Below are 20,084 nucleotides of genomic sequence, written 5' to 3' on the forward strand. Positions count from 1 at the left end.
GAACGCCGCTCCCGGTTAGAGCTTGGAAGCCTGTTCCTCGGCGAAGTCGCCGATGATCGGCAGCTTGAACCATCTGCCCTGCAGCGCGAGGAGCATTAAGGCAATCCATAAAACAAATGACAGCGGAGTCAGCAATAGGCCGAGAAACCAGCCGATAAACGGAATGAAGCCGAGCACAATATTAAGGACAAACAACCCCGCGAACAGCACCACGGACTGCATGGCGTGAAATTTCACGAACGTGCTCCGTTTCTCGATCGCGAGAAAGAGCAGACCCGTCACGAAAACGCCCAGGTAACAGAGCAGCCCGACTACCTTCGAATCGATGCCGGTCGACGACCGGTCCGGCACAAAATGCGGCGCTTGCATCCTTCAGCCACCCCTTCCTCTTGTAGGTATTTATTCGGCCGAAGGAAGAACTATGCGCCGTCCGCGGCATTTTGTCCCCCAAGCGGAGCCGCCTTTTCCAGCAGCCTGCCGTTAACGAACCGTAACCTTCGCGGACGCCGGATCGTTTATGATAAGGATGGCCTCATTAAGACTCGCTATAGACAGGAGCCTGTGTATCATCATGACCAAAACGAGAAGAAATCGTGGCTATAAATGGGCGGCCGCCGTGCTCGCCGTCCTCGTGCTCGGAGGCGCGCTGGCCTATTATAACCGCACCGCATTGGCGCTGTGGGGGTTCGATACCTTCCTGTCCGGCAAAGTGAAGGATAAGCTGGAGAACTCCTACAAGCCGCTCGAGGGCCGCATGCCGGTGCCGACGACGTACGAGAAGGAGGAGCCGTTCTCGCTGCTGCTGCTCGGCATCGACCAGCGGAACAAGGAGATCGGGCGCTCCGATACGATGATCTATGCGGTCGTCCGGCCGAAGGACGAGGCGATCCTCATGCTCTCGATTCCGCGCGACACGTACGTCGACATCGTCGGCAAGACGACCAGATCCGGCAGGCGGTGGCAGGACAAAATCACGCATGCCTACGCGTTCGGCGGGGCGAAGATGTCGGTGGAAACGGTCGAGAAGTTCTTTGGCGCTCGGGTCGATCATTATGCTACAATAAACTTCAAGGGCTTTCGCGACGTCATCGACGCGATGGGCGGCATCTCGCTTCCCATCACGAAGGACCTCGTGAACGACGACCCCGATCACGAGAAGTTTGTCGTCAAGGCGGGCAAGCCCGTCTACAACGGCACGGAGGCGCTGAATTACGTCCGCTATCGGGAAGACGCCGGGGGCGACACCAGCCGCGCGCAGCGCCATCAGGTGTTTCTGAACGCGATCATGAACAAGGCCTCGAAAGTCGGGCAATGGACGAAAATCCCGCACTTGATGGACATTATGGGCGGCAACTTCAGCACGGACCTGACGCCCGAGCACATGATCGATCTTGCGAAGAGCATGCTGCAGGACACCGATCGCGCGATTTACGGCCATACGCTGAAAGGAGAAGGGCGTCGCAAGGTCGCGGGAGGCGCATGGTACTATTTTGCGGACGAAGCGGACTTGGCGAAGACGCAGGCGCTCATCGAAGCTTGGCTGGATCCGGCCAACCCGAAGGCACAGCTGCCGCTTCCGGAAGAATATCGGCACAACGATCCCAACGCGGCGAAAGCGAAGCCGCTTTCGACCAAACCGGCGAAGGGGACCGAGAAGAATTAACGGCAGGCGAATTGCCCCATGCTCTTTCTGCAAGCAAGCGGAAGAAGAAGAAGGAAGGTGGGCAACACACGCATGAATATCGCATTTTTTCTATTACCGAAGCAAGAAGTGGTTTGGCTGACGATGGACGCGACGCTTCGGCAGACGCTCGAGAAGATGGAGCATCACCGCTACACGGCCGTGCCGATCCTCGACAACGACGGCGGCTACGCCGGGACGCTGACCGAGGGCGACCTGCTCTGGCACATGAAGAACAACCCGCAGCTCACCTTCGAACAGACGAACAAAGTGAAGCTGTCGGACGTGCAGATGCGGCTGAGCAACAAGGCGGTCCAAATCGACGCCAACATGGAAGATCTCTTATCCCTGGCTAAGGTGCAGAACTTCGTGCCGGTCATCGACGACATGAACCGGTTCATCGGCATCGTACGCCGCAGCGATATTATCGATTACTGCGAAGCACTCATCGTGAACGCGAATAATTCCAAGAAAGAAATGGCCGCCGGCTAACGCGCGGGCCAATCGGGACGCCGCCCTCCAACGAGGGCGGCGTTTTGCGTCCGGACGAAGGGGCGGAAGACGTCCCATCGGCCACGGTAGAGGGCTTCCATCCCGCCGGGCCGGAGGCTGCGCGCCTCGTCGCCAGCGCATCGCCGACAGCCGGCCGCCGGCCGCTGGGCGAGGTCTCCTGTGCTTTCGCGATTCGTTTTATGCTATAATGGGGAGTAAAGCTTAGGCTGCGCACTAGTAACTGGAGCAAGAGGTGAACGGTTTGAAAACCGGTGCAAAATCGATTTTGTGGAGCGTCGCGGCCTTGCTGCTGCTGCTCGCCATCGCCGTACCGCTCGTGAATGCGCTCGTGTTCGCCGTCATGATGGTGCCGGCCGTCGTGCTGTACGCGACGCTGCCGCGGCCGTGGTTCGCCTTGCATATGGCCGTCGTCTACGCGGTCGGCACGATTGTGCTCGGACCGGCCGCTTTGATCGTCGGGCTATTCTTCCTGATCCCGTCCGTCGTGATGGGCCATCTGTACCGCAAGGGCATTCCCGCCCGTCAGGTGCTGACCTCCGTCACGCTGACGCTGCTCGGCTTGTCGCTGCTGGAGCTCCTGCTGGCCGATCTGTGGTTCGGGTTCTCGCTCATCCATGAGATTCGCATCATGATCGGGGACACGGTGGACGGCTTGAACCGCGAAGGCATCATGCCGGGCACGTGGACCGCGGAAATGACCGAATCGTACATCCAGAATTTGATTCATTCCATTCCGATGGCGCTCATCGTCGCCTCGTTCGTGCTCGCGGTCGTGACGCACGCCATCGCCGGGTCCGTGCTGCGCGCCGGGGGGCTGGCCGTGCCGAAGCTGCAGCCGATCCGGAAATGGATGCTGCCGCGGATTTTCGTCCTGTACTACTTGATCGTTCTTATCGCGGACATGGCGGTGCCGAGCGACGGAACCTCGTTCATGACGGTCGTGCTGCATAACCTGGCGCCGCTGATGAAATTGACGTTCTCCATTCAGGCGATGGGCTTCTTCTTCTATATTGCGCATGAACGGAGATGGAACAAGGCGATCCCGGTGCTGCTCGCCGTGATTGTCGCGATATTTCCGCCGTTTAGCCTGATCGGGGTGCTGGACGCGGCGATTCCGATCCGTAAAGCGTTCAAGAAATCGTGACACAGGGGCGGAAACGAACATGCCGAAGTTTCTGATAAAACGATGGCACGGCCTGCACCATTTATGGGCGTTCGTGCTGATGCTGTTGATGTCGATCGCGCTCGCCACGTACGATTGGAAGCTGGGGGTGCTGGGCCTTGTGCTGTCCGGCGCCATCGGCGTCTATTCCGTCCTGGCGGAGCGGGCGTTCCGCCGGGATTTGAAAATGTACCTCGGCACGCTGTCCTACCGCGTGAAGAAGGCGAACCGCGAGGTCATCAGCGATCTGCCGTTCGGGATCATCCTCTATAACGAGGACAAGACGATCGAATGGCACAACGCCTTCATCACGAACATGATGGAGCGGGATTCCATCGTCGGCGAATCGCTGAACGATCTGTTCCCGACGCTGTCGCAGGCCAAGGAACGCGAAGGCACGGTCGAAGCGTCGATCGGCAACGCCATCTACGAGCTGATGTTCCGGTTCGACGAACGGCTGCTCTACGTCCGCGACATCACGAAGCAATGGCAGCTGGCGAGGCGGTACGAGGAAGAGAAGCTCGCGATCGGCATCGTGCTCATGGATAACCTCGAAGAGGTCACCCAAGGCATGGACGACCAGCAGCGCAGCGCGCTCATGTCCCGGGCGACGGCGGAGATCACGGAGTGGGCGAACAAGTTCCACGTCTATCTGAAGCGGCTGACGTCGGACCGTTACCTCGTCATCACCGACCAGCGCACGCTGAAGCAGCTGGAGCTGTCGCGCTTCGTGCTGCTCGACGAGGTCCGCGAGATCATCGCGGAGAACAAGATCCCGATGACGCTCAGCATCGGCTTCGCGGCCGGCGCGGAGAGCATCGTGGAGCTCGGCCAATGGGCGCAGACGAGCCTCGACTACGCGCTCGGGCGCGGCGGCGACCAGGCGGCCGTCAAGGTCGGGCAGCGCCAGTCGTTCTACGGCGGCAAGTCCAACGCCGTCGAGAAGCGGACGCGCGTGCGGGCCCGCGTCGTGGCGCACGCGCTGCGCGACCTGATGCGCGACAGCGACCGCGTCGTCATCATGGGGCACAAGATGCCGGACATGGACTCGCTCGGCGCGGCCATCGGGGTGCTCAAGGCGGCGCTGCTGTTCAACAAGGAAGCGTACATCGTGCTGGAGGGCGTGAATCCCGCCATTCAGCGCATGACGGAGATGCTGCGGGAAGACGAGCGCATCGCCAAGCGGTTCATCACGCCGGACCAGGCGCTCGGCATCGTGGACGGCAAGACGCTCGCCGTCGTCGTCGACACGCATAAGGCGTCGATGGTGAAGGAGCCGCGCCTCTTGACCTTGACGGACAAGATCGTCGTGGTCGACCATCACCGCCGCGGCGAAGAATTCATCTCGAACGCGATTCTGGTCTACATGGAGCCTTACGCGTCTTCGACCTGCGAACTGGTCACGGAGCTGCTGCAGTACATTCACGACCGCGTGCTGCTGGACGTGAAGGAAGCGACGGCGCTGCTCGCGGGCATTACCGTCGACACGAAGAGCTTCTCGCTCCGCACGGGTTCGCGGACGTTCGAGGCGGCGTCGTTCCTGCGCCGCAACGGCGCGGATTCCTCGCTCGTTCAGCGCATGCTGAAGGAAGACTTGGCGGAGTACCTCAAGAAGGCCGAAATGATCCGGCAGGCGGAGATCGTCTACGATCATATCGCGATCGCGGCGACGGAGCAGGGGCGCAAGTATTCGCAGCTGCTCATCGCCCAGACGGCGGATACGCTGCTGAACATGACCGACGTGCTGGCGTCCTTCGTCATCGGGGAGCGGCCGGACGGGCTGATCGGCATCAGCGCCCGCTCGCTCGGCCATATGAACGTGCAGGTGGTCATGGAGCGCATGGGCGGCGGCGGGCATCTGACGAACGCGGCCGCCCAGCTGGAAGGCACCGTGGCGGAAGTCGCGCAGCGCCTGAAGCAGGTGCTGCAAGAAATCGAACAGGAAGAGGGGTTATTCGAATGAAAGTCATTTTTCTGCAGGACGTGAAAGGGCAAGGCAAGAAAGGCGAAGTCAAGGAGCTGTCGGAAGGGTACGTGCGTAATTTCCTGTTTCCGAAGAATCTCGCGAAGCCGGCATCGGACGGCAACCTGAAGACGCTGGACGCGCAGAACGCCGCCGAGAAGCGGAAGAAGGAGCAGGAGAAGACGGACGCGCAGGAGCTGGCCAAGCGCCTGGAAGAGATGAAGGTCGTCGTGAAGACGAAGGCCGGCGAGGGCGGCCGCCTGTTCGGCGCCATCACGAGCAAGCAGATCGCCGAAGCGCTGGAAGCGCAGGGCGTGAAGCTCGACAAACGGAAGATCGAGCTGGACGAACCGATCCGCACGCTCGGCGTGACGCAGGTCTTCGTCAAGCTGCATCCCGACGTGAAAGCGAAGCTGAGCGTACATGCCGCGGAAGAATAATAACGAAGGAGCCAGGGACGCCATGGATGACGGGCTGACGATGTTCGATCGCGTGCCGCCCCAGAACATGGAGGCGGAGCAGGCGGTCCTGGGGGCGGTTCTGCTGCAGACCGAAGCGCTCATCACGGCGATGGAGCGGCTGCGGAGCGAGGATTTCTACCTGCCGTCGCACCAGCTGATCTACGAGGCGATGGTCGATCTCGGCGAGAACAATCAGCCCATCGACCTGGTGACCCTGACGGCCTATCTGCAGGACCGGCAGCAGCTGGAGGAAATCGGCGGCGTCAGCTACCTGGCGAAGCTCGGCAACGCGGTGCCGACGGCGGCGAACGTGGACTACTACGCGCAAATCGTAGAAGAGAAGTCCATGCTTCGCCGCCTCATTCGTACGGCGACGAACATCGTCTCGGACGGCTACGCGGCCGCGGACGACGTCGGGCTGATGCTGAGCGACGCGGAAGCGCGCATCATGGAGCTGTCGAACCGCCGCTCGAGCAGCGGCTTCATCTCCATCCGAGACGTGCTGATGGAAGTGTTCGAACGGGTCGAGCACCTGTATTCCAATAAAGGCGGTTCGACGGGCATCCCGTCCGGGTTCAGCGACCTGGATAAAATGACCTCCGGCTTTCAGCGCAACGACTTGATCATCGTGGCGGCGCGTCCTTCCGTCGGCAAGACGGCGTTCGCCCTGAACATCGCCCAGAACGTCGGCGTCCGCTCCCGCGAGACGGTCGCGATCTTCAGCCTCGAGATGTCCGCGGCCCAGCTGGTGCAGCGGATGATCTGCGCGGAATCGAACGTCGACGCCGGCCGGATGCGGACCGGGTATTTGGAAGGCGACGATTGGGAAAAGCTAACGATGGCGATCGGCTCGCTCTCGGAAGCCCAGATCTACATCGACGATACGCCGGGCATCACGGTCGCGGACATACGCGCCAAGTGCCGGCGGCTCAAGAAGGAGCGGGGCCTCGGGATGATCCTGATCGACTACCTGCAGCTCATTCAAGGCCGCGGCAAGGCCGGCGAGAACCGGCAGCAGGAAGTCTCCGAGATCTCGCGGACGCTGAAGCAGATCGCGAGGGAGCTCGAAGTGCCGGTCATCGCGCTGTCGCAGCTCAGCCGGGGCGTCGAGCAGCGGCAGGACAAGCGGCCGATGATGTCCGACCTCCGGGAATCCGGTTCCATCGAGCAGGACGCCGACATCGTCGCGTTCCTGTACCGGGACGATTACTACGATAAGGAATCGGAGAAGAAGAACATCATCGAGATCATCATCGCCAAGCAGCGGAACGGCCCGGTCGGCACCGTCGAGCTGGCGTTTCTGAAGAACTTCAACAAATTCGTCGGGCTTGACCGCACCCACCAGGAGTCGGCTTCCTGACCGGGAAACCGCGCGGCTGCGGGAATGGCGAACGTCGGACGGGCAGGGCGGCACTTATATTTCAATTTCCGAACAATTGTAGGGGCGACCTTGCAATTGTTCGCTTTTTCGTTGACTTTAGCGGACTAAAACGGTACACTAAACATGCTGCTTTCAAGAGGCGGCTGACTGTTTCTGTGTACGCGAGCGAATAACTTGTAATGTAATTGGGGGTATATCCATGTCAACGGTAGTTGTAGTCGGAACCCAGTGGGGCGACGAAGGCAAAGGAAAAATCACCGATTTTCTGGCGGACGGCGCCGATGTCGTAGCCCGGTACCAAGGGGGCAACAACGCGGGTCACACCATCATGATCGGCAATAAGAAATATAAGCTCACCATGATTCCGTCCGGCATTTTCAACGAAAACAAAGTGTGCGTCATCGGCAACGGCATGGTCATCAATCCGTCCGCCCTCATCGACGAAATCAACTATATTCATGACAATGGCTTCTCCACCGAAAACTTGAAAATCAGCGACCGCGCGCATCTGATCATGCCGTACCACCTCGTGCTGGACTGCCTGGAGGAAGAGCGCAAGGGCGATAATAAAATCGGCACCACCCGCAAGGGCATCGGCCCGTGCTACATGGACAAGGCGGCCCGCAACGGCATCCGCGTCGCGGATCTGATGGACGCCGAAGAATTCGAAACGAAGCTCCGCCGCCTCGTCGCGGAGAAGAACCAAGTGATCGAGCAGATGTACGGCGGCGAGAAGCTGGACGCGGACGAGATCCTCGGCCAGTACCTCGGATACGCGGAGACGCTGCGTCCGTACGTCACGGACACGTCCGTCGTGCTGAACGACGCGATCGACGACAACAAGAAGGTGCTGTTCGAAGGCGCGCAAGGCGTCATGCTCGACATCGACCAAGGCACGTACCCGTACGTGACGTCGTCGAACCCGACGGCGGGCGGCGTCTGCATCGGCTCCGGCGTCGGCCCGTCGAAGATCCAGCAGGTCATCGGCGTGGCGAAGGCCTACACGACGCGCGTCGGCGACGGTCCGTTTCCGACGGAGCTGAACGACGCGATCGGCGACCTGATCCGCGAGAAAGGCCACGAGTACGGGACCGTGACGGGCCGTCCGCGCCGCGTCGGCTGGTTCGACACCGTCGTCGTCCGGCACGCGCGCCGCGTCAGCGGCATCACGGGCTTGTCCCTGAACTCGCTCGACGTGCTGTCGGGCCTCGAGACGGTCAAGATCTGCACGGGCTACAAGCTGCGCGGCGAGATCATCGAGCATTACCCGGCCAGCCTGAAGCTGATCTCCGAGTGCGAAGCGGTCTACGAGGAGCTGCCGGGCTGGAGCGAGGACATCTCGAACGCGAAGACGCTGGAGGACCTGCCGGCGAACACGCGCCGCTACGTCGAGCGCGTCTCCGAGCTGACGGGCATTCCGATCGCGATCTTCTCCGTCGGCCGCAACCGCGAGCAGACGAATCCGGTCATGCCGATTTATATCTAAATCACCCCACTAGCAAGAGGGCTGCGAGCGATCGCGGCTCTCTTTCTTTTTTGCGAGAATTGAATGGCCCGTCCGTCCCGTGCCCATACTGGAAAGTAGAGGCGATAGGCCAGGACCATCACAGCCGCGGGTTGGCAGGCGGCATAGCAAAGGGTGATAGACATGTGGAAGATTACGGGGAAAGTCGCGGCGGCGGTCGGGAAGCTGGCGGCGGCGGCGCTGCTGATCAGCTTCCTGTCGATCTGGACGACGGGGTACGTCGTGAACAGCTACGTGGAGACGCTGCTGAAGCAGTTCCATATTCCGCTCGAGCAGCAGCCTTTCGCGCTCAGCGGGCTGTGGGGCGAGATGTGGGGCGCCGATCCCGGGCTGAAGGATGGCGCGAAATCGAACGCGGCCGATAGCGCGAAGGAGACCGGCGATTCGGAGGCGGGGAGCGGCGACGCGAGTACGGACGACGGGGCGTCGAAGGAGGGAAGCGGGGACGCATCGGACGCCGGCAGCACATCCGGCGGCACGGACAAGACGGGCGCGCCGAATGCCGGCAGCGGCAGCGATGACGGATCGGTAGACGCGTTCGGCGACCTGCCGCAGGGCGAGCTGAGCGACATCGGCGGCGGCACGGGACCGAAAGGCAACAGCGGTGCGGCTTCCGGCCAGAACGGCGCGAGCTCCGGGGATGCGGCGGACGACGCGGCGAAGGACGGCGTGGCGATGTCGACGGACGAGATCAATGCCGCGAAATCGCAGATCAGCGACGCCGACAAGGAGAAGCTGTTCGGCGTGATGAATAAGCTCCCGCAGGAGGCGTGGCAGCAGATTTCGACGTACATGGAGAACGGGCTGACGGCCGATGAAATGACGAAGGTCAAGCAGCTGATGGCGCAGTATTTGGACCGCGCGGAGTACGACGAGATGTCGTCGATTCTGAGCAAATATTAATCTCGCGTAAAGGGTCGTCCGGTTGAACCCCCATGGAGCGTTATGATACAGTAAGGAACGTGACTGACGATGTAGAATTTACCTTGTCGGATCCGCTCTAAACTTGGCAGCATAACGCGAAAAGGAGACGATCATGACCTTTTTTACGGACAAGGGTCGATTCCGAAAGGCATGGAACTCGTTCCGGGCATCTTTTCGGCGCGTAGGCCCTCAACAGGACAATCGGATGACTGACATAGAAAGCGGCTCGACGCGGCGCATGCTGCGGAAGAAACCGCTAGTGCTCGCGGGAAGCGCGGTCGTCGTGCTGACGATCGCCGGCTTCAGCGGGGCGCATTACGTGAAGGCGCACACCGTGGATTTCGTGGAAGTGTATCAGAACGGCAGCTTGATCGGCGAGGTCGCCTCGAAGGATCAGGTCGCGGATTTCATCGAAGAGACGCAGGCGAAGCTGGATGCCGGCAACACCGGCATACATATGGTGCTGGAGACGGGCGAGATCACATACGGGCATAAAAGCGCTTACAAGGCGGAGCCGGATACGGCCGCTACGCTGCAGAAGCTCGGCGGCTCGTTCGCATCCCACGCCACGGGCGTGGCGCTGACGATCGACGGCAAGCAGGTCGGGGTCGTGAAGGACAAGGCGACCGCGGACGCGCTGCTCCAGCGGGTCCAGGACAAGTACGCGCCGAAGACGAAGTCGGCCAAGACGGAAGTGACGGCGCTCGCGTACGCGGCCGACGGCAGCGTGAAGTCGAAGACGGCGCTCAAGTCCGTGAAGGTGCTGGAGAAGGTCGCGACCAGCGAGAAGGACGTGAAGCCGGCCGACATCGCCGATCCCGAGCAGCTGTACCTGCAGCTCATCAAGGGCACGGTGAAGCCGAAGTCCTACACGGTGCAGGACGGCGACTGCGTGGGCTGCATCGCGCATAAGTTCGATATCTCGCCGCAGGTCATCTACGAGCGGAACAAGTGGATCAAGGACGACGTGATCAAGGTCGGCGACGTGCTCGACTTGACCGTCCTGCAGCCGGAAATGACCGTGCAGACGGTCGAGAACGTCACGGAGACGGAATCGATCGAGCCGAAGACGGTCTACCAGAAGAACAGCAACTTGAAGAAGGGCGAACAGAAGGTCGTCCGCCAGGGACAGAGCGGCAAGAAGCAGCTCGTATACCGGCTCGTGAAGCAAAACGGCTATCTGATGAGCGAAGAGCTGATCAGCGAAGTCGTGCTGGAACCGTCCGTGCCGGCCATTATCATGAAGGGCACCAAGGACATCGGCGAAGGCACCGGGCAGTTCGCTTGGCCGGTCACCGGCCACCGCCTGACGAGCTACTTCGGCATGCGCTGGGGCGCGCTGCACCGCGGCGTCGACATGGTGGGCAACCACAACATCATGGCGGCGGACAACGGCGTCGTAACCTTCGTCGGCACGCGTCCGGGTCTCGGCAACTGCATCATCATAGACCATAAGAACGGCTATGAGACCTGGTACGGCCACCTGAGCAAGATCCTCGTGAAGAAGGGTCAGACGGTCAACCAAGGCTCGAGCATCGGCGTCATGGGCAATACCGGACACTCCTTCGGCACGCATCTGCATTTCGAGGTGCACAAGAACGGCGAGCTGCAAAACCCGCTCAAATATCTATAATCCGAAATTTGGAAACTTGAAACACCGCCCGGCCCATCGGCCGAGGCGGTGTTTTGCGCTCAGGACTCGCTCGTTTGGCCGAAATGAAGCGTATTCGCCGTTTTTCGCCCAAATCTCCCCTGATATGAGCGAACTTTCATTGGGAACGGACATGCCGCTATGGTAGAATAAAGGGAGATTGCTTATCGAATGGCGGTGTAGCGATGCACGGTAAAATCTTAGTGGTCGACGACGAACAACCGATTGCGGATATTATAAAATTCAACCTGGAGAAGGAAGGCTATCAAGTCATCTGCGCCTTCGACGGGGGCGAGGCGGTCCGGCTGGCGTTCGAAGAGCTGCCGGACCTGATTTTGCTTGACCTGATGCTGCCCGTGAAGGACGGCATGGACGTCTGCCGCGAGGTGCGCACCCGGCTGCAGACGCCGATCATCATGCTGACGGCCAAGGACACGGAGCTCGACAAGGTGCTCGGGCTCGAGCTCGGCGCGGACGATTACGTGACGAAGCCGTTCGGCACGCGCGAGCTGCTGGCCCGCGTGAAGGCGCATCTGCGCCGGACGAAGAGCGAGCCGGCCGCGGCGCCCGCTGCGGCGAACAGCGCTTCGGGGGCGGAGGGATCCGCGCGGTCGGACAAGCAAGGACTGGCGATTTTCAACCTGTTCATCGATACCGACATGTACGTCGTGTATAAGGACAACGAGCCGCTCGATCTGACCCACCGCGAGTACGAGCTCGTGTACTACCTGGCCCGCAACAGCGGCAAGGTCATGACGCGCGAGCATCTGCTGCAGGCGGTCTGGGGCTTCGAATACTTCGGCGACGTGCGCACCGTGGACGTGACGATCCGACGGCTCCGCGAGAAGATCGAGGACGATCCGAGCCGGCCGGAATATATTTTGACGCGGCGGGGACTCGGGTATCTCATGCGCAATCCGAAATCCGGAGGGTACGGCTTCGGATGAACGGGGGCATACGGTTCTTCCGCACCATTCAGGTCAAGCTGATCATCATCTACGTGCTGCTCATTCTGATCGCGATGCAGCTGATCGGCGTCTACTTCATCAGCACGATGAAGACGTCGCTGACGTCGACGTTCACGAACAACATGAACGAGCAGGCAAACCTGCTCTCCGAGATCGCGGCGCAGACGCTGTCCAATCAGCCGGAGAAGCCGGACAGCTCCGACGACCAGACGCGCGAAGAATACTTGGCGGTGCTGGTCAGCAACCTGTTCAGCATCAACGAGGCGGAGATTCAGGTGATGGACGCGAGCGGGAAGGTGCTGGCGACATCGTCGCAATCCCATCAGTCGTATATCGGGAAGAAAAACACGTCGCTTGCCGTCAGCCGCGCGCTGCAGGGCATCCGCGACAACGAAGAGGAAATCATCGACGAAGACGGGCTGCGCAAGAAGGTCATTGCGAAGCCCGTCGTCTATAGCGATAAAATCGTCGGCGCGGTCTACCTGGTCGCGTCGATGAAGGACCTGTACCGGACGGTCGACCGGATCAACCGGATCTTCATGTCCGGCATGCTGTTCGCGCTCGGCTTGACGGGCGTGCTCGGCATCCTGCTCGCGACGACCATCACGAATCCGATCAAGGCGCTCACGCGGCAGGCGGCGGGCGTCGCGGAAGGGCGGTTCGACCAGCAGGTGCCGGTGCTCGGGGACGACGAGATCGGCCGGCTGTCGGAAGTGTTCAACAACATGACGATGCGGCTGCGCGATGCGCTCTCGGCGAACGAGGAGGAGAAGGAGAAGCTCGCTTCGATCCTCGCGAACATGAGCGACGGCGTCGTGGCGGCGGACGAGCGCGGCTACGTGATCATCAGCAACCGCCGGGCGCAGGAGATGCTGCGCCGGGAGAACTGCGAGGGCGTGCGCCTGAACGAGCTGTTCGGGCTCGAGGAATCGCAGCTCAAGGCGCTGCCGAACGGGAGCGACCAGCCGCAGGTCATCTATCATATGCAGGCCGAAGGCGAAGAAGAGGACGAGCTGCTTCGCGTGACGCTGACGCCGATCCACCGCCGGGAGCACGGGATCTCCGGCACCATCGCGGTGCTGCAGGACATTACGGAGCAGGAGCGGCTCGAGCAGTCGCGGCGGGAGTTCGTGGCGAACGTGTCCCACGAGCTGCGCACGCCGCTCACGACGATCAAGAGCTACGCGGAGGCGCTCGACGAAGGCGCGATGGAGGAGCGGGAGCTCGGACAGCGCTTCGTCGGCGTCATCCGCAACGAAACCGAGCGGATGATCCGGCTCGTCACCGACCTGCTGCACCTGTCTCGGCTCGACTCCAACCAGGCGCCGCTGCGCAGGCAGCAGACGAACGTGCCCGAGATGCTCGAGGAAGTGGCGGACCGCTTCTCGTTCCAGATGCGGAAGAAGGCGATCCGCGCCAACGTCCGGGTCGAGGACGGCATCAAGACGGTCTGGCTCGACCGCGACCAGATCGACCAGGTGCTCGACAATCTCGTGTCCAACGCGATCAAGTACACCCTGGACGGCGGGCGCATCGAGATTTCGGCCCGGAAGCAGGAGACGTCCGCGATCGCGATCAGCGTGAAGGACACGGGCATCGGCATTCCGAAGCGGGATCTCGGGCGCATCTTCGACCGGTTCTACCGCGTCGACAAGGCCCGCTCGCGAAGCATGGGCGGCACCGGTCTCGGACTGTCCATTGCCCGGGAAATCGTCAAGGCGCACGGCGGCTCCATCTCGCTCGACTCCGAGTTGAACGAGGGGACGACCGTGACGGTCGTGCTGCCCTTGATGAGCGGAGGTGAGACGGCATGATCGACCGCGCGAAGACCGCGATTCTGACCGTGCTCGTCGTCGTCAGCCTCATCCAGAGCTACCTGCTCGCGTACAGCATGCCGGGGCTCGGCGTTACGGCGTCGCCGCAGCAGGGGTACGTGCCGGCGGAGGCGATGGGCAAAGAGGAACAAGTCGAAAACGTGATCTTCCCCGAAGACATGGTGCTGCACCTGGGCAAGGCCAAGCACACGGTGCTGTATCCGGCGTCGAATTTCTATAACTTGATCTTTGAGAAGATTAAGAGCCGCGAATTCAAGGGCTTCCAGCGCGCCGCCGTCTCCGCCGTCGATTGGAACGAGATTCGGGACGGCGACCAGGGGATCGAGCTGCGCTTCGGGCGCGGCGTGCCGATGGAGCTGCTGAGCAAGGTGCTCAAGCTCGAAGGCGACGCGCCGTTCATGAACGACGTCGTCGACCGGATCTGGATCTACGCCGGCAGCGACGGCGAGGAGGTGCGGACGTACTTCTTCAGCGCCGACAATATGACCGTCTACGAGTCGGTGAAGGCCGACTTGACCGCGCAGGACGTGCAGATGTACGTCGGGTACGGAGAGTATCAGGTGAATTACAAGCGGATCGGCCAGGACCTGTACCTGCCGGAAGGGCCGGTGGAGGCGAGCGTCTCCGTGGTCGGCTACGACAGCTATACGCCCGAGCAGATGCAGAGCTACCTGTTCATTGATCCCGGCGTGACGCGGACGATCAGCGACCGGAACGGATCGCAAATCTACACGGACGGCAAGCGCGGGCTGCAGATCGAGCAGAACGGCCGCTGGCTCAGCTATACCGACCCGGTCGCGGTACAGGGCCAAGGCGACAACGAGAGCCAGAATGTATACTCTGCCGTGCAGTTCGTCAACCAGCACGGCGGGTGGGACGGGATGCACCGCTTCGTGCACGCAGGCGACCTCGGGGGCGGCCATGTGCTGCGCTTCCAGCAGTATTACGGTTCGTTCCCGGTCATTCCGATGGAGCCGTTCCTGTTCGGCAGCATGAAGCTGCGCCTGCAGGAGGGCGTCGTCTCGGAATACGAGCGGTCGATGCTCACGCTCAAGAAGAAGCCGGACAAGCGCAGCGTGCGCTGGCTGCCGGGCGGAGACATGCTCGCGAGCGCGCTCACGGGCTACGCCCGCAAGGCGGACGTCGTCGCGCTCTACCCGGCGCTGCTCGCCCATCCGACGGACGACCGGACGCTCACGCTCGATCCGGTCTGGGCGGTGCGCCTGGGCGACGATACGCAGGAGGTGCTGCTCGAAGCGATCCCGGGCGGCTACAAGCCGCTGCCGGGCGAGCCGGGCGGCGCGCCGCCCGGGCAGCAGGACGCGGGCGGCGGCACGAATACGAGCTCGAGTTCGGGCGATAGCGGCGTCCATGGCAGCGTCGGCATGGCCATGGGCGGGCTGCCGCAGAGTCTGACGGCGGCGCGGTAGGCGAGCGCTTCCGGCCATGACGCACGCGTGCGCGATGAGGCGCCCGATGAGCTGCGGCAGCCTGCGATTGCGTTGGCCCGGCTGATGGCGGGTAACGGCGTATAGGCGCGCAATGGGCGCAAAGGTAGAGCGCATGGCGCCGCCGGGCAAGCGGCTGACCACGCTCCCGCCTGTCCGCCCGCCGCGCGGTCGATGCGCGCCGCGCCGCAGGGGCGGCCAGCTTTTTCACATAGAGAAACGGTCAATCGAAGGGGATGTCGGTATGGACTGGGGCAGGGCGAAGAGTGTGCTGATCATCGCGTTCTTGCTGCTCAATCTCGTGCTTGGGTACCAGCTCTGGTCCAACATCCGGGAGGGCCGGGATGCCAGCACGGACGTGAACGATCTGCGCCCGGAGACGCAGGCGCTCATGAAGGAGAAGGGCATTAAGCTCGACACGAGCATCCCGTCGGAGACGCCCGAGCTGAAGGATCTGACCTTCCGGGCGAAGACGAAGCTCGGCGCCGGCGAGCGCCGCGAGCTGCAGACGCCCGTGGACAGCAAGGCGGTGTTCAACGAGAAGGAGCTGCTCGCGAGTCTGGGCGGCGTCATCCCGGATTTGAATAAATACGCGTTCGGCGAGAACCTCGACAGCGAGTTCGTGTTCTACCGGACGGTCGAGGGCCGGCCGATGTTCGACGTGAAGCTGGAGCTGTTCTACAGCAACTTGAAAATCACCGCGTACAAGCAGGACGTTATCGAGGTGCTGCCGTCCGAGAAATCGACGGCGCAGGCGGTGCTGCCGGCGACCAAGGCGCTGGCGACGCTCATCGAGAAGCAGCTGCACGACGGCGCGGTCATCAAGGAGATCAAGCTGGGCTATCACGGGCAGATTTTCAACTCGGACGTGCAGGTGTCGGCGCCGACGTGGCGGGTGCTGCTGGAGGACGGCGGCCAGTTCTACATGAACGCCATCAGCGGCGAGGTCGTGACGGAATAACGGACGAACGGCCCGGGGAGCGGCTTCGATCAGCAAGAGGAAAGACAGAGGGCATGCAGCTCGGCCGGACATGGGACCGGCGGGCCGGAGCGGGGAAAGGACAGGTTTGGGGAACCTATGGGACTACGATTTACGGTATTGGGAAGCGGTTCGACGGGAAACGCGACGATCGTGCGGGGGCAGGACGCCACCGTGCTGGTCGACGCCGGGCTGAGCGTGAAGCGGCTCGAGGAATTGATGCGGGAGCAGGGCGTGGCCGGCCATGAGATCGACGCGGTCGTGGTGACGCACGAGCATTCCGACCATATCAAAGGGCTCGGCGCGTTCGCGCGCAAGTTCAATGTGCCGATCTACGCCAACGAGGCGACCTGGGGCGCGCTGGAGCGGCATGTCGGGCAGATCGGAAGCGAGCAGCGCGTCGTCGTCGAGACGGGCGAATGCGTCAATTTCGGCGCGCTGCGGGCGACCTCCTACGCGATCTCGCACGACGCGGCGGAGCCGGTCGGCTACGTGTTCGAGGAGGACGGGCTCAAGCTGAGCCTCGCCACCGATCTGGGCTACGTGAGCGACAAGGTAAGCCGGATGATCGAGGATTCCGACGTGCTCGTGCTGGAGTCGAACCATGACGTGAACATGCTGCGCATGGGACGGTATCCGTGGAACATCAAGCGGCGGATCCTGAGCGACGTCGGGCATCTGTCCAACGAAGCGGCCGGGGAAGCGCTGTGCCAGCTGATGACGGACCGAACGAAGCGGGTGTACCTGGCGCATCTGAGCCTCGACCACAATCTGATTGATTTGGCCCGGATGACGGTGAATGAAGTGTTAGAGAACAACGGGCATTTCTTCAAGAAAGACGAGCATCCGCTGCGCGAGACGTATCATGACCGGCCTACGGCATGGGATGAAGTGAGGCGGAAATAAGCTCGTCCATCTCGGCGTCGAGCGAGCGCATCTTGAGCTCCAGCTCGTCCGGGGCGAGAATGCCTTTGTCGACCAGCAGCTCCGTCAGGGCGCCGATCGTGAGCAGGGCGCGGTAATGGTCTTCCTTGAGATCGGCCAGCTTGGCGGCGAGGTTGAGCTGCTCGAGCGCGTCGGATGCTTTGCGCGGCATGGGCGGTTCCTCCTTCGGGGGCGAGAGATTGAATAGCGATGCGTCTTCTTCTACTACTAGTGTAGTCCAATCTACCGATAACATTCCTAGATTCGCAAAATAATGATCTTGATGTCCCCGGGCGTCGGGAGGAGCGATTAGACATGAGCTTATTCGATGATGATTTCTATTCGACGCGCGTCTCGCGGAGAGCGCGGGCGTCGTTTCTGGCCAGGAAGGAGGCGCCGTTCAAGCGCCGCCGCCTTCGGTGGACGCCGGCGAAGCTCGTCGTCGCTTCGTCGGTCGCCGGCGCGGCCGCGGCCGTGCTCTTGTTCGGGCTCTTCGCCGGCTTCGACCGCGGGAATCATGTGGTGAGCGCCGTCGCCGGGGTCACGAAGGTCGGCATGAACGAGAGCGGGGATCCGCTCGAGAAGACGATCACCGCCGCGGCGAAGGTTCGGCCGGCGGTCGTGAGCATCATTAACGAGCAGGCGGTGCCGGCCGGCGCGGCGGGCGGCGGCTCGGGCGGCTCCGGCGCCGGGGGCGACGATGCCGGTCTGCAGCAGGCGGCGCTCGGGTCCGGGTTTATTTTCGAAATCGTGAAGGGCAAGGCGCATATCCTGACGAACAACCACGTCATCGCCGACGCCGCGGCGGTGAAGGCCGTATTGAGCAACGGCGACACGCGCGAAGCGAAGATCGTCGGCAAGGACGAAATTACGGACCTCGCCGTGCTGGAGATGGACGCGCGCGGCATCGACGCGGTGGCGAAGTTCGGGGAATCAGACGACTTGCGCGCCGGCCAGTGGGTGATGGCGATCGGCAATCCGCTGGGCCTCAGCGATTCGCTCTCCATGGGCATCGTGAGCAAGACGAAGCGGATCATACCGGTCTCGCTCAGCCAGGACGGCAACTACGACTGGGAGCAGGAAGTCATCCAGATCGACGCGTCGATCAACCAGGGCAACAGCGGCGGCCCGCTGATCGACCTCGACGGCAACGTCGTCGGCATCAACAGCATGAAGATCGCCGATTACGGCGTCGAAGGCGTCGGCTTCGCGATCCCGTCGCACCAGGCGCTGCCGATCGTGGACAGTCTGCTGAAGTACGGCAAGGTGAAACGGCCGTATCTAGGCGTGTACACGATGGACCTCGCGCAGTATTTGGCGCAGTCGGCGGCCGCGGACGATAGCGTGGGCAGCAGCCCGGACGACGGCAAGAGCGGCGGCGGCAGCACCGACGGCAGCGGGGACGACGCCCAGGCGGGCGGCGACGACGGCGGCTCGGCGGGCGGCCTCGAGCCGGGCGCGGGCGACGAGGAAGGCGCGCTGCCGGGCGCGGGCGGCGACGACGGCACGATCACGGTGCCGCGCAGCGAGCTCAAGCTGCCGGACGGCGTCAAGGACGGCGTCATCGTCCTGCAGGCGGTCGGGCCGGCGCAGGAGGCAGGCCTCCAGCTCAACGACGTCATCGTGAAGCTGGATAACCAGCCGATCGCCAGCACGCTGCAGCTGCGGAAGTACCTGTACGGGAAGAAGAAGATCGGCGATGACATCGCGGTCACCTACTACCGCGACGGCAAGAAGGCGGCGACGACGTTTAAGCTCGAGGAAAAAACGGAAGACTAAGCGATACCATCGTAAAGGCGAATCAGCTCGTGACAGCGCCCGGAAGCGGGAACTGGCCTCACGGGCTGATTTTTTTGCGCCGATTGCGTACAATGGAAGTAACGGACGAGATGAGAGTTGGAGGACAAGCCTGTATGTATTGTGTATGCAAAGAGCACGTGGAGCTGGCGATCGATAAATTCGTGGACGAATACGAGGACGCGCCGGACATCGTGGACCTCGTGAAGACGAAGTTCGCGGAGTGGGAAGCGCCGGCGACGTGCGAGATGCCGCGGTGCGACCATATCGCGGAATACTTGGTGGTGTAACGATGCATATTCAGATCGCCTCCGTCGGCAAGTTGAAGGAGAAGTACCTCGCGCTCGGCATCGCCGAGTACGCGAAACGGCTGGGTCCGTACGTGAAGCTGACGCTCACGGAGGTGCCGGACGAGCGGGCGCCCGAGACGATGAGCGCCGCCGAGGAAGCGCAGGTGCGAGAGCGCGAGGGCGAGCGGCTGCTCGCGCAGCTGAAGCCGGACGCGCATGTGATCGCGCTGGCGCTGGACGGGGAGCTCTGGTCGAGCGAGGACCTCGCCGGCCAGCTCGATTCGTTAGCCACGTATGGGCGGAGCCACGTGGCTTTTGTCATTGGCGGGAGCACGGGGCTCGCGCCCGCCGTCTTGAAGCGCGCCCAGCAGAAGCTGAGCTTCGGGCGCATGACGCTGCCGCACCAGCTCATGCGGTTGGTGCTGCTGGAGCAGGTGTACCGGGCTGTGAAGATTAACCGGGGGGAACCGTATCATAAGTAACGGCAAGTTTTTGAGTGGCGATACGGCGAAGTTGCTCGAGCGGATCGACTTCTGACGTGCGGCCCGTTATCTTTCCTATGACCCGGATATGGCTGCAATT

Annotated in this window: 19 protein-coding genes; 17 read left to right on the forward strand and 2 right to left on the reverse strand. The window is 62.2% G+C overall.

The window, feature by feature from the left end:
* Window positions 1-15: 15 nt before the first annotated feature.
* Window positions 16-369 (reverse strand): DUF4870 domain-containing protein, encoded by a 354-nt coding sequence (locus tag I8J29_RS23000; RefSeq protein WP_208849799.1) that lies wholly within the window; start codon window positions 367-369, stop codon window positions 16-18.
* A 202-nt stretch (window positions 370-571) separates the two neighbouring features.
* Between I8J29_RS23000 and I8J29_RS23005 the strand changes: the two genes are divergently transcribed.
* The 14 genes from I8J29_RS23005 to I8J29_RS23070 all read left to right on the forward strand — a co-directional run bounded on the left by I8J29_RS23005 (window position 572) and on the right by I8J29_RS23070 (window position 17,397).
* Window positions 572-1,663, forward strand: a complete 1,092-nt coding sequence (locus I8J29_RS23005; protein WP_208849800.1) for an LCP family protein — start codon at window positions 572-574, stop codon at window positions 1,661-1,663.
* A gap of 72 nt (window positions 1,664-1,735) precedes the next feature.
* Window positions 1,736-2,173, forward strand: coding sequence for a CBS domain-containing protein (locus I8J29_RS23010; protein ID WP_090649239.1), 438 nt, complete (start codon window positions 1,736-1,738; stop codon window positions 2,171-2,173).
* Between the two features lie 253 nt (window positions 2,174-2,426).
* Window positions 2,427-3,338, forward strand: coding sequence for a DUF2232 domain-containing protein (locus tag I8J29_RS23015; RefSeq protein WP_338113267.1), 912 nt, complete (start codon window positions 2,427-2,429; stop codon window positions 3,336-3,338).
* A gap of 19 nt (window positions 3,339-3,357) precedes the next feature.
* Window positions 3,358-5,319, forward strand: a complete 1,962-nt coding sequence (locus I8J29_RS23020; RefSeq protein WP_208849802.1) for a DHH family phosphoesterase — start codon at window positions 3,358-3,360, stop codon at window positions 5,317-5,319.
* A complete protein-coding gene (gene rplI / locus I8J29_RS23025; protein WP_090649231.1) occupies window positions 5,316-5,759 on the forward strand; it encodes a 50S ribosomal protein L9 in 444 nt (147 codons plus the stop codon). Before I8J29_RS23020 ends, rplI begins: the two co-directional genes overlap by 4 nt.
* A 22-nt stretch (window positions 5,760-5,781) precedes the next feature.
* The gene (gene dnaB, locus I8J29_RS23030) at window positions 5,782-7,140 is read left to right on the forward strand and encodes a replicative DNA helicase (RefSeq protein ID WP_208849803.1); all 1,359 of its coding nucleotides are present in this window, start codon (window positions 5,782-5,784) and stop codon (window positions 7,138-7,140) included.
* Between the two features lie 220 nt (window positions 7,141-7,360).
* Window positions 7,361-8,647, forward strand: a complete 1,287-nt coding sequence (locus tag I8J29_RS23035) for an adenylosuccinate synthase (protein ID WP_208849804.1) — start codon at window positions 7,361-7,363, stop codon at window positions 8,645-8,647.
* Between the two features lie 162 nt (window positions 8,648-8,809).
* On the forward strand, window positions 8,810-9,589 hold the full coding sequence (locus I8J29_RS23040) for a hypothetical protein (protein WP_208849805.1): 780 nt from the start codon (window positions 8,810-8,812) through the stop codon (window positions 9,587-9,589).
* Between the two features lie 226 nt (window positions 9,590-9,815).
* Entirely contained in the window at window positions 9,816-11,243 is a 1,428-nt protein-coding gene (locus I8J29_RS23045) for a M23 family metallopeptidase (protein WP_240546419.1), read from the forward strand.
* 203 nt (window positions 11,244-11,446) lie between these two features.
* Window positions 11,447-12,208 (forward strand): response regulator YycF, encoded by a 762-nt coding sequence (gene yycF, locus I8J29_RS23050; RefSeq protein ID WP_208849807.1) that lies wholly within the window; start codon window positions 11,447-11,449, stop codon window positions 12,206-12,208.
* Window positions 12,205-14,043 carry a cell wall metabolism sensor histidine kinase WalK gene (gene walK, locus I8J29_RS23055; protein WP_208849808.1) on the forward strand — a complete coding sequence of 613 codons (1,839 nt, stop codon included), beginning with the start codon at window positions 12,205-12,207 and terminating at the stop codon, window positions 14,041-14,043. The genes yycF and walK overlap by 4 nt, the downstream gene beginning before the upstream one ends.
* Window positions 14,040-15,494 carry a YycH family regulatory protein gene (locus tag I8J29_RS23060; RefSeq protein ID WP_208849809.1) on the forward strand — a complete coding sequence of 485 codons (1,455 nt, stop codon included), beginning with the start codon at window positions 14,040-14,042 and terminating at the stop codon, window positions 15,492-15,494. Before walK ends, I8J29_RS23060 begins: the two co-directional genes overlap by 4 nt.
* Before the next feature lie 262 nt (window positions 15,495-15,756).
* Window positions 15,757-16,473 carry a two-component system regulatory protein YycI gene (gene yycI, locus I8J29_RS23065; protein ID WP_208849810.1) on the forward strand — a complete coding sequence of 239 codons (717 nt, stop codon included), beginning with the start codon at window positions 15,757-15,759 and terminating at the stop codon, window positions 16,471-16,473.
* 117 nt (window positions 16,474-16,590) lie between these two features.
* Window positions 16,591-17,397: an MBL fold metallo-hydrolase gene (locus I8J29_RS23070; RefSeq protein ID WP_208849811.1), complete on the forward strand. Its 807-nt coding sequence runs from the start codon at window positions 16,591-16,593 to the stop codon at window positions 17,395-17,397.
* On the opposite strand, the gene I8J29_RS23075 is transcribed toward I8J29_RS23070, so the two are convergent.
* Entirely contained in the window at window positions 17,366-17,587 is a 222-nt protein-coding gene (locus tag I8J29_RS23075) for a hypothetical protein (RefSeq protein ID WP_208849812.1), read from the reverse strand. The two genes, I8J29_RS23070 and I8J29_RS23075, sit on opposite strands and share 32 nt — an antisense overlap.
* A 143-nt stretch (window positions 17,588-17,730) precedes the next feature.
* On the opposite strand from I8J29_RS23075, the gene I8J29_RS23080 reads away from it, so the two are divergent.
* From I8J29_RS23080 to rlmH, 3 genes are all read left to right on the forward strand, one after another.
* Entirely contained in the window at window positions 17,731-19,194 is a 1,464-nt protein-coding gene (locus tag I8J29_RS23080) for a S1C family serine protease (protein WP_208849813.1), read from the forward strand.
* A 134-nt stretch (window positions 19,195-19,328) separates the two neighbouring features.
* Window positions 19,329-19,502 (forward strand): CxxH/CxxC protein, encoded by a 174-nt coding sequence (locus I8J29_RS23085; RefSeq protein ID WP_208849814.1) that lies wholly within the window; start codon window positions 19,329-19,331, stop codon window positions 19,500-19,502.
* 2 nt (window positions 19,503-19,504) lie between these two features.
* Window positions 19,505-19,984, forward strand: coding sequence for a 23S rRNA (pseudouridine(1915)-N(3))-methyltransferase RlmH (gene rlmH, locus I8J29_RS23090; protein WP_208849815.1), 480 nt, complete (start codon window positions 19,505-19,507; stop codon window positions 19,982-19,984).
* The last annotated feature ends 100 nt before the right edge of the window (window positions 19,985-20,084 follow it).

The sequence above is a fragment of the Paenibacillus artemisiicola genome, assembly GCF_017652985.1.
In the GTDB taxonomy this organism is placed as follows: domain Bacteria; phylum Bacillota; class Bacilli; order Paenibacillales; family Paenibacillaceae; genus Paenibacillus_Z; species Paenibacillus_Z artemisiicola.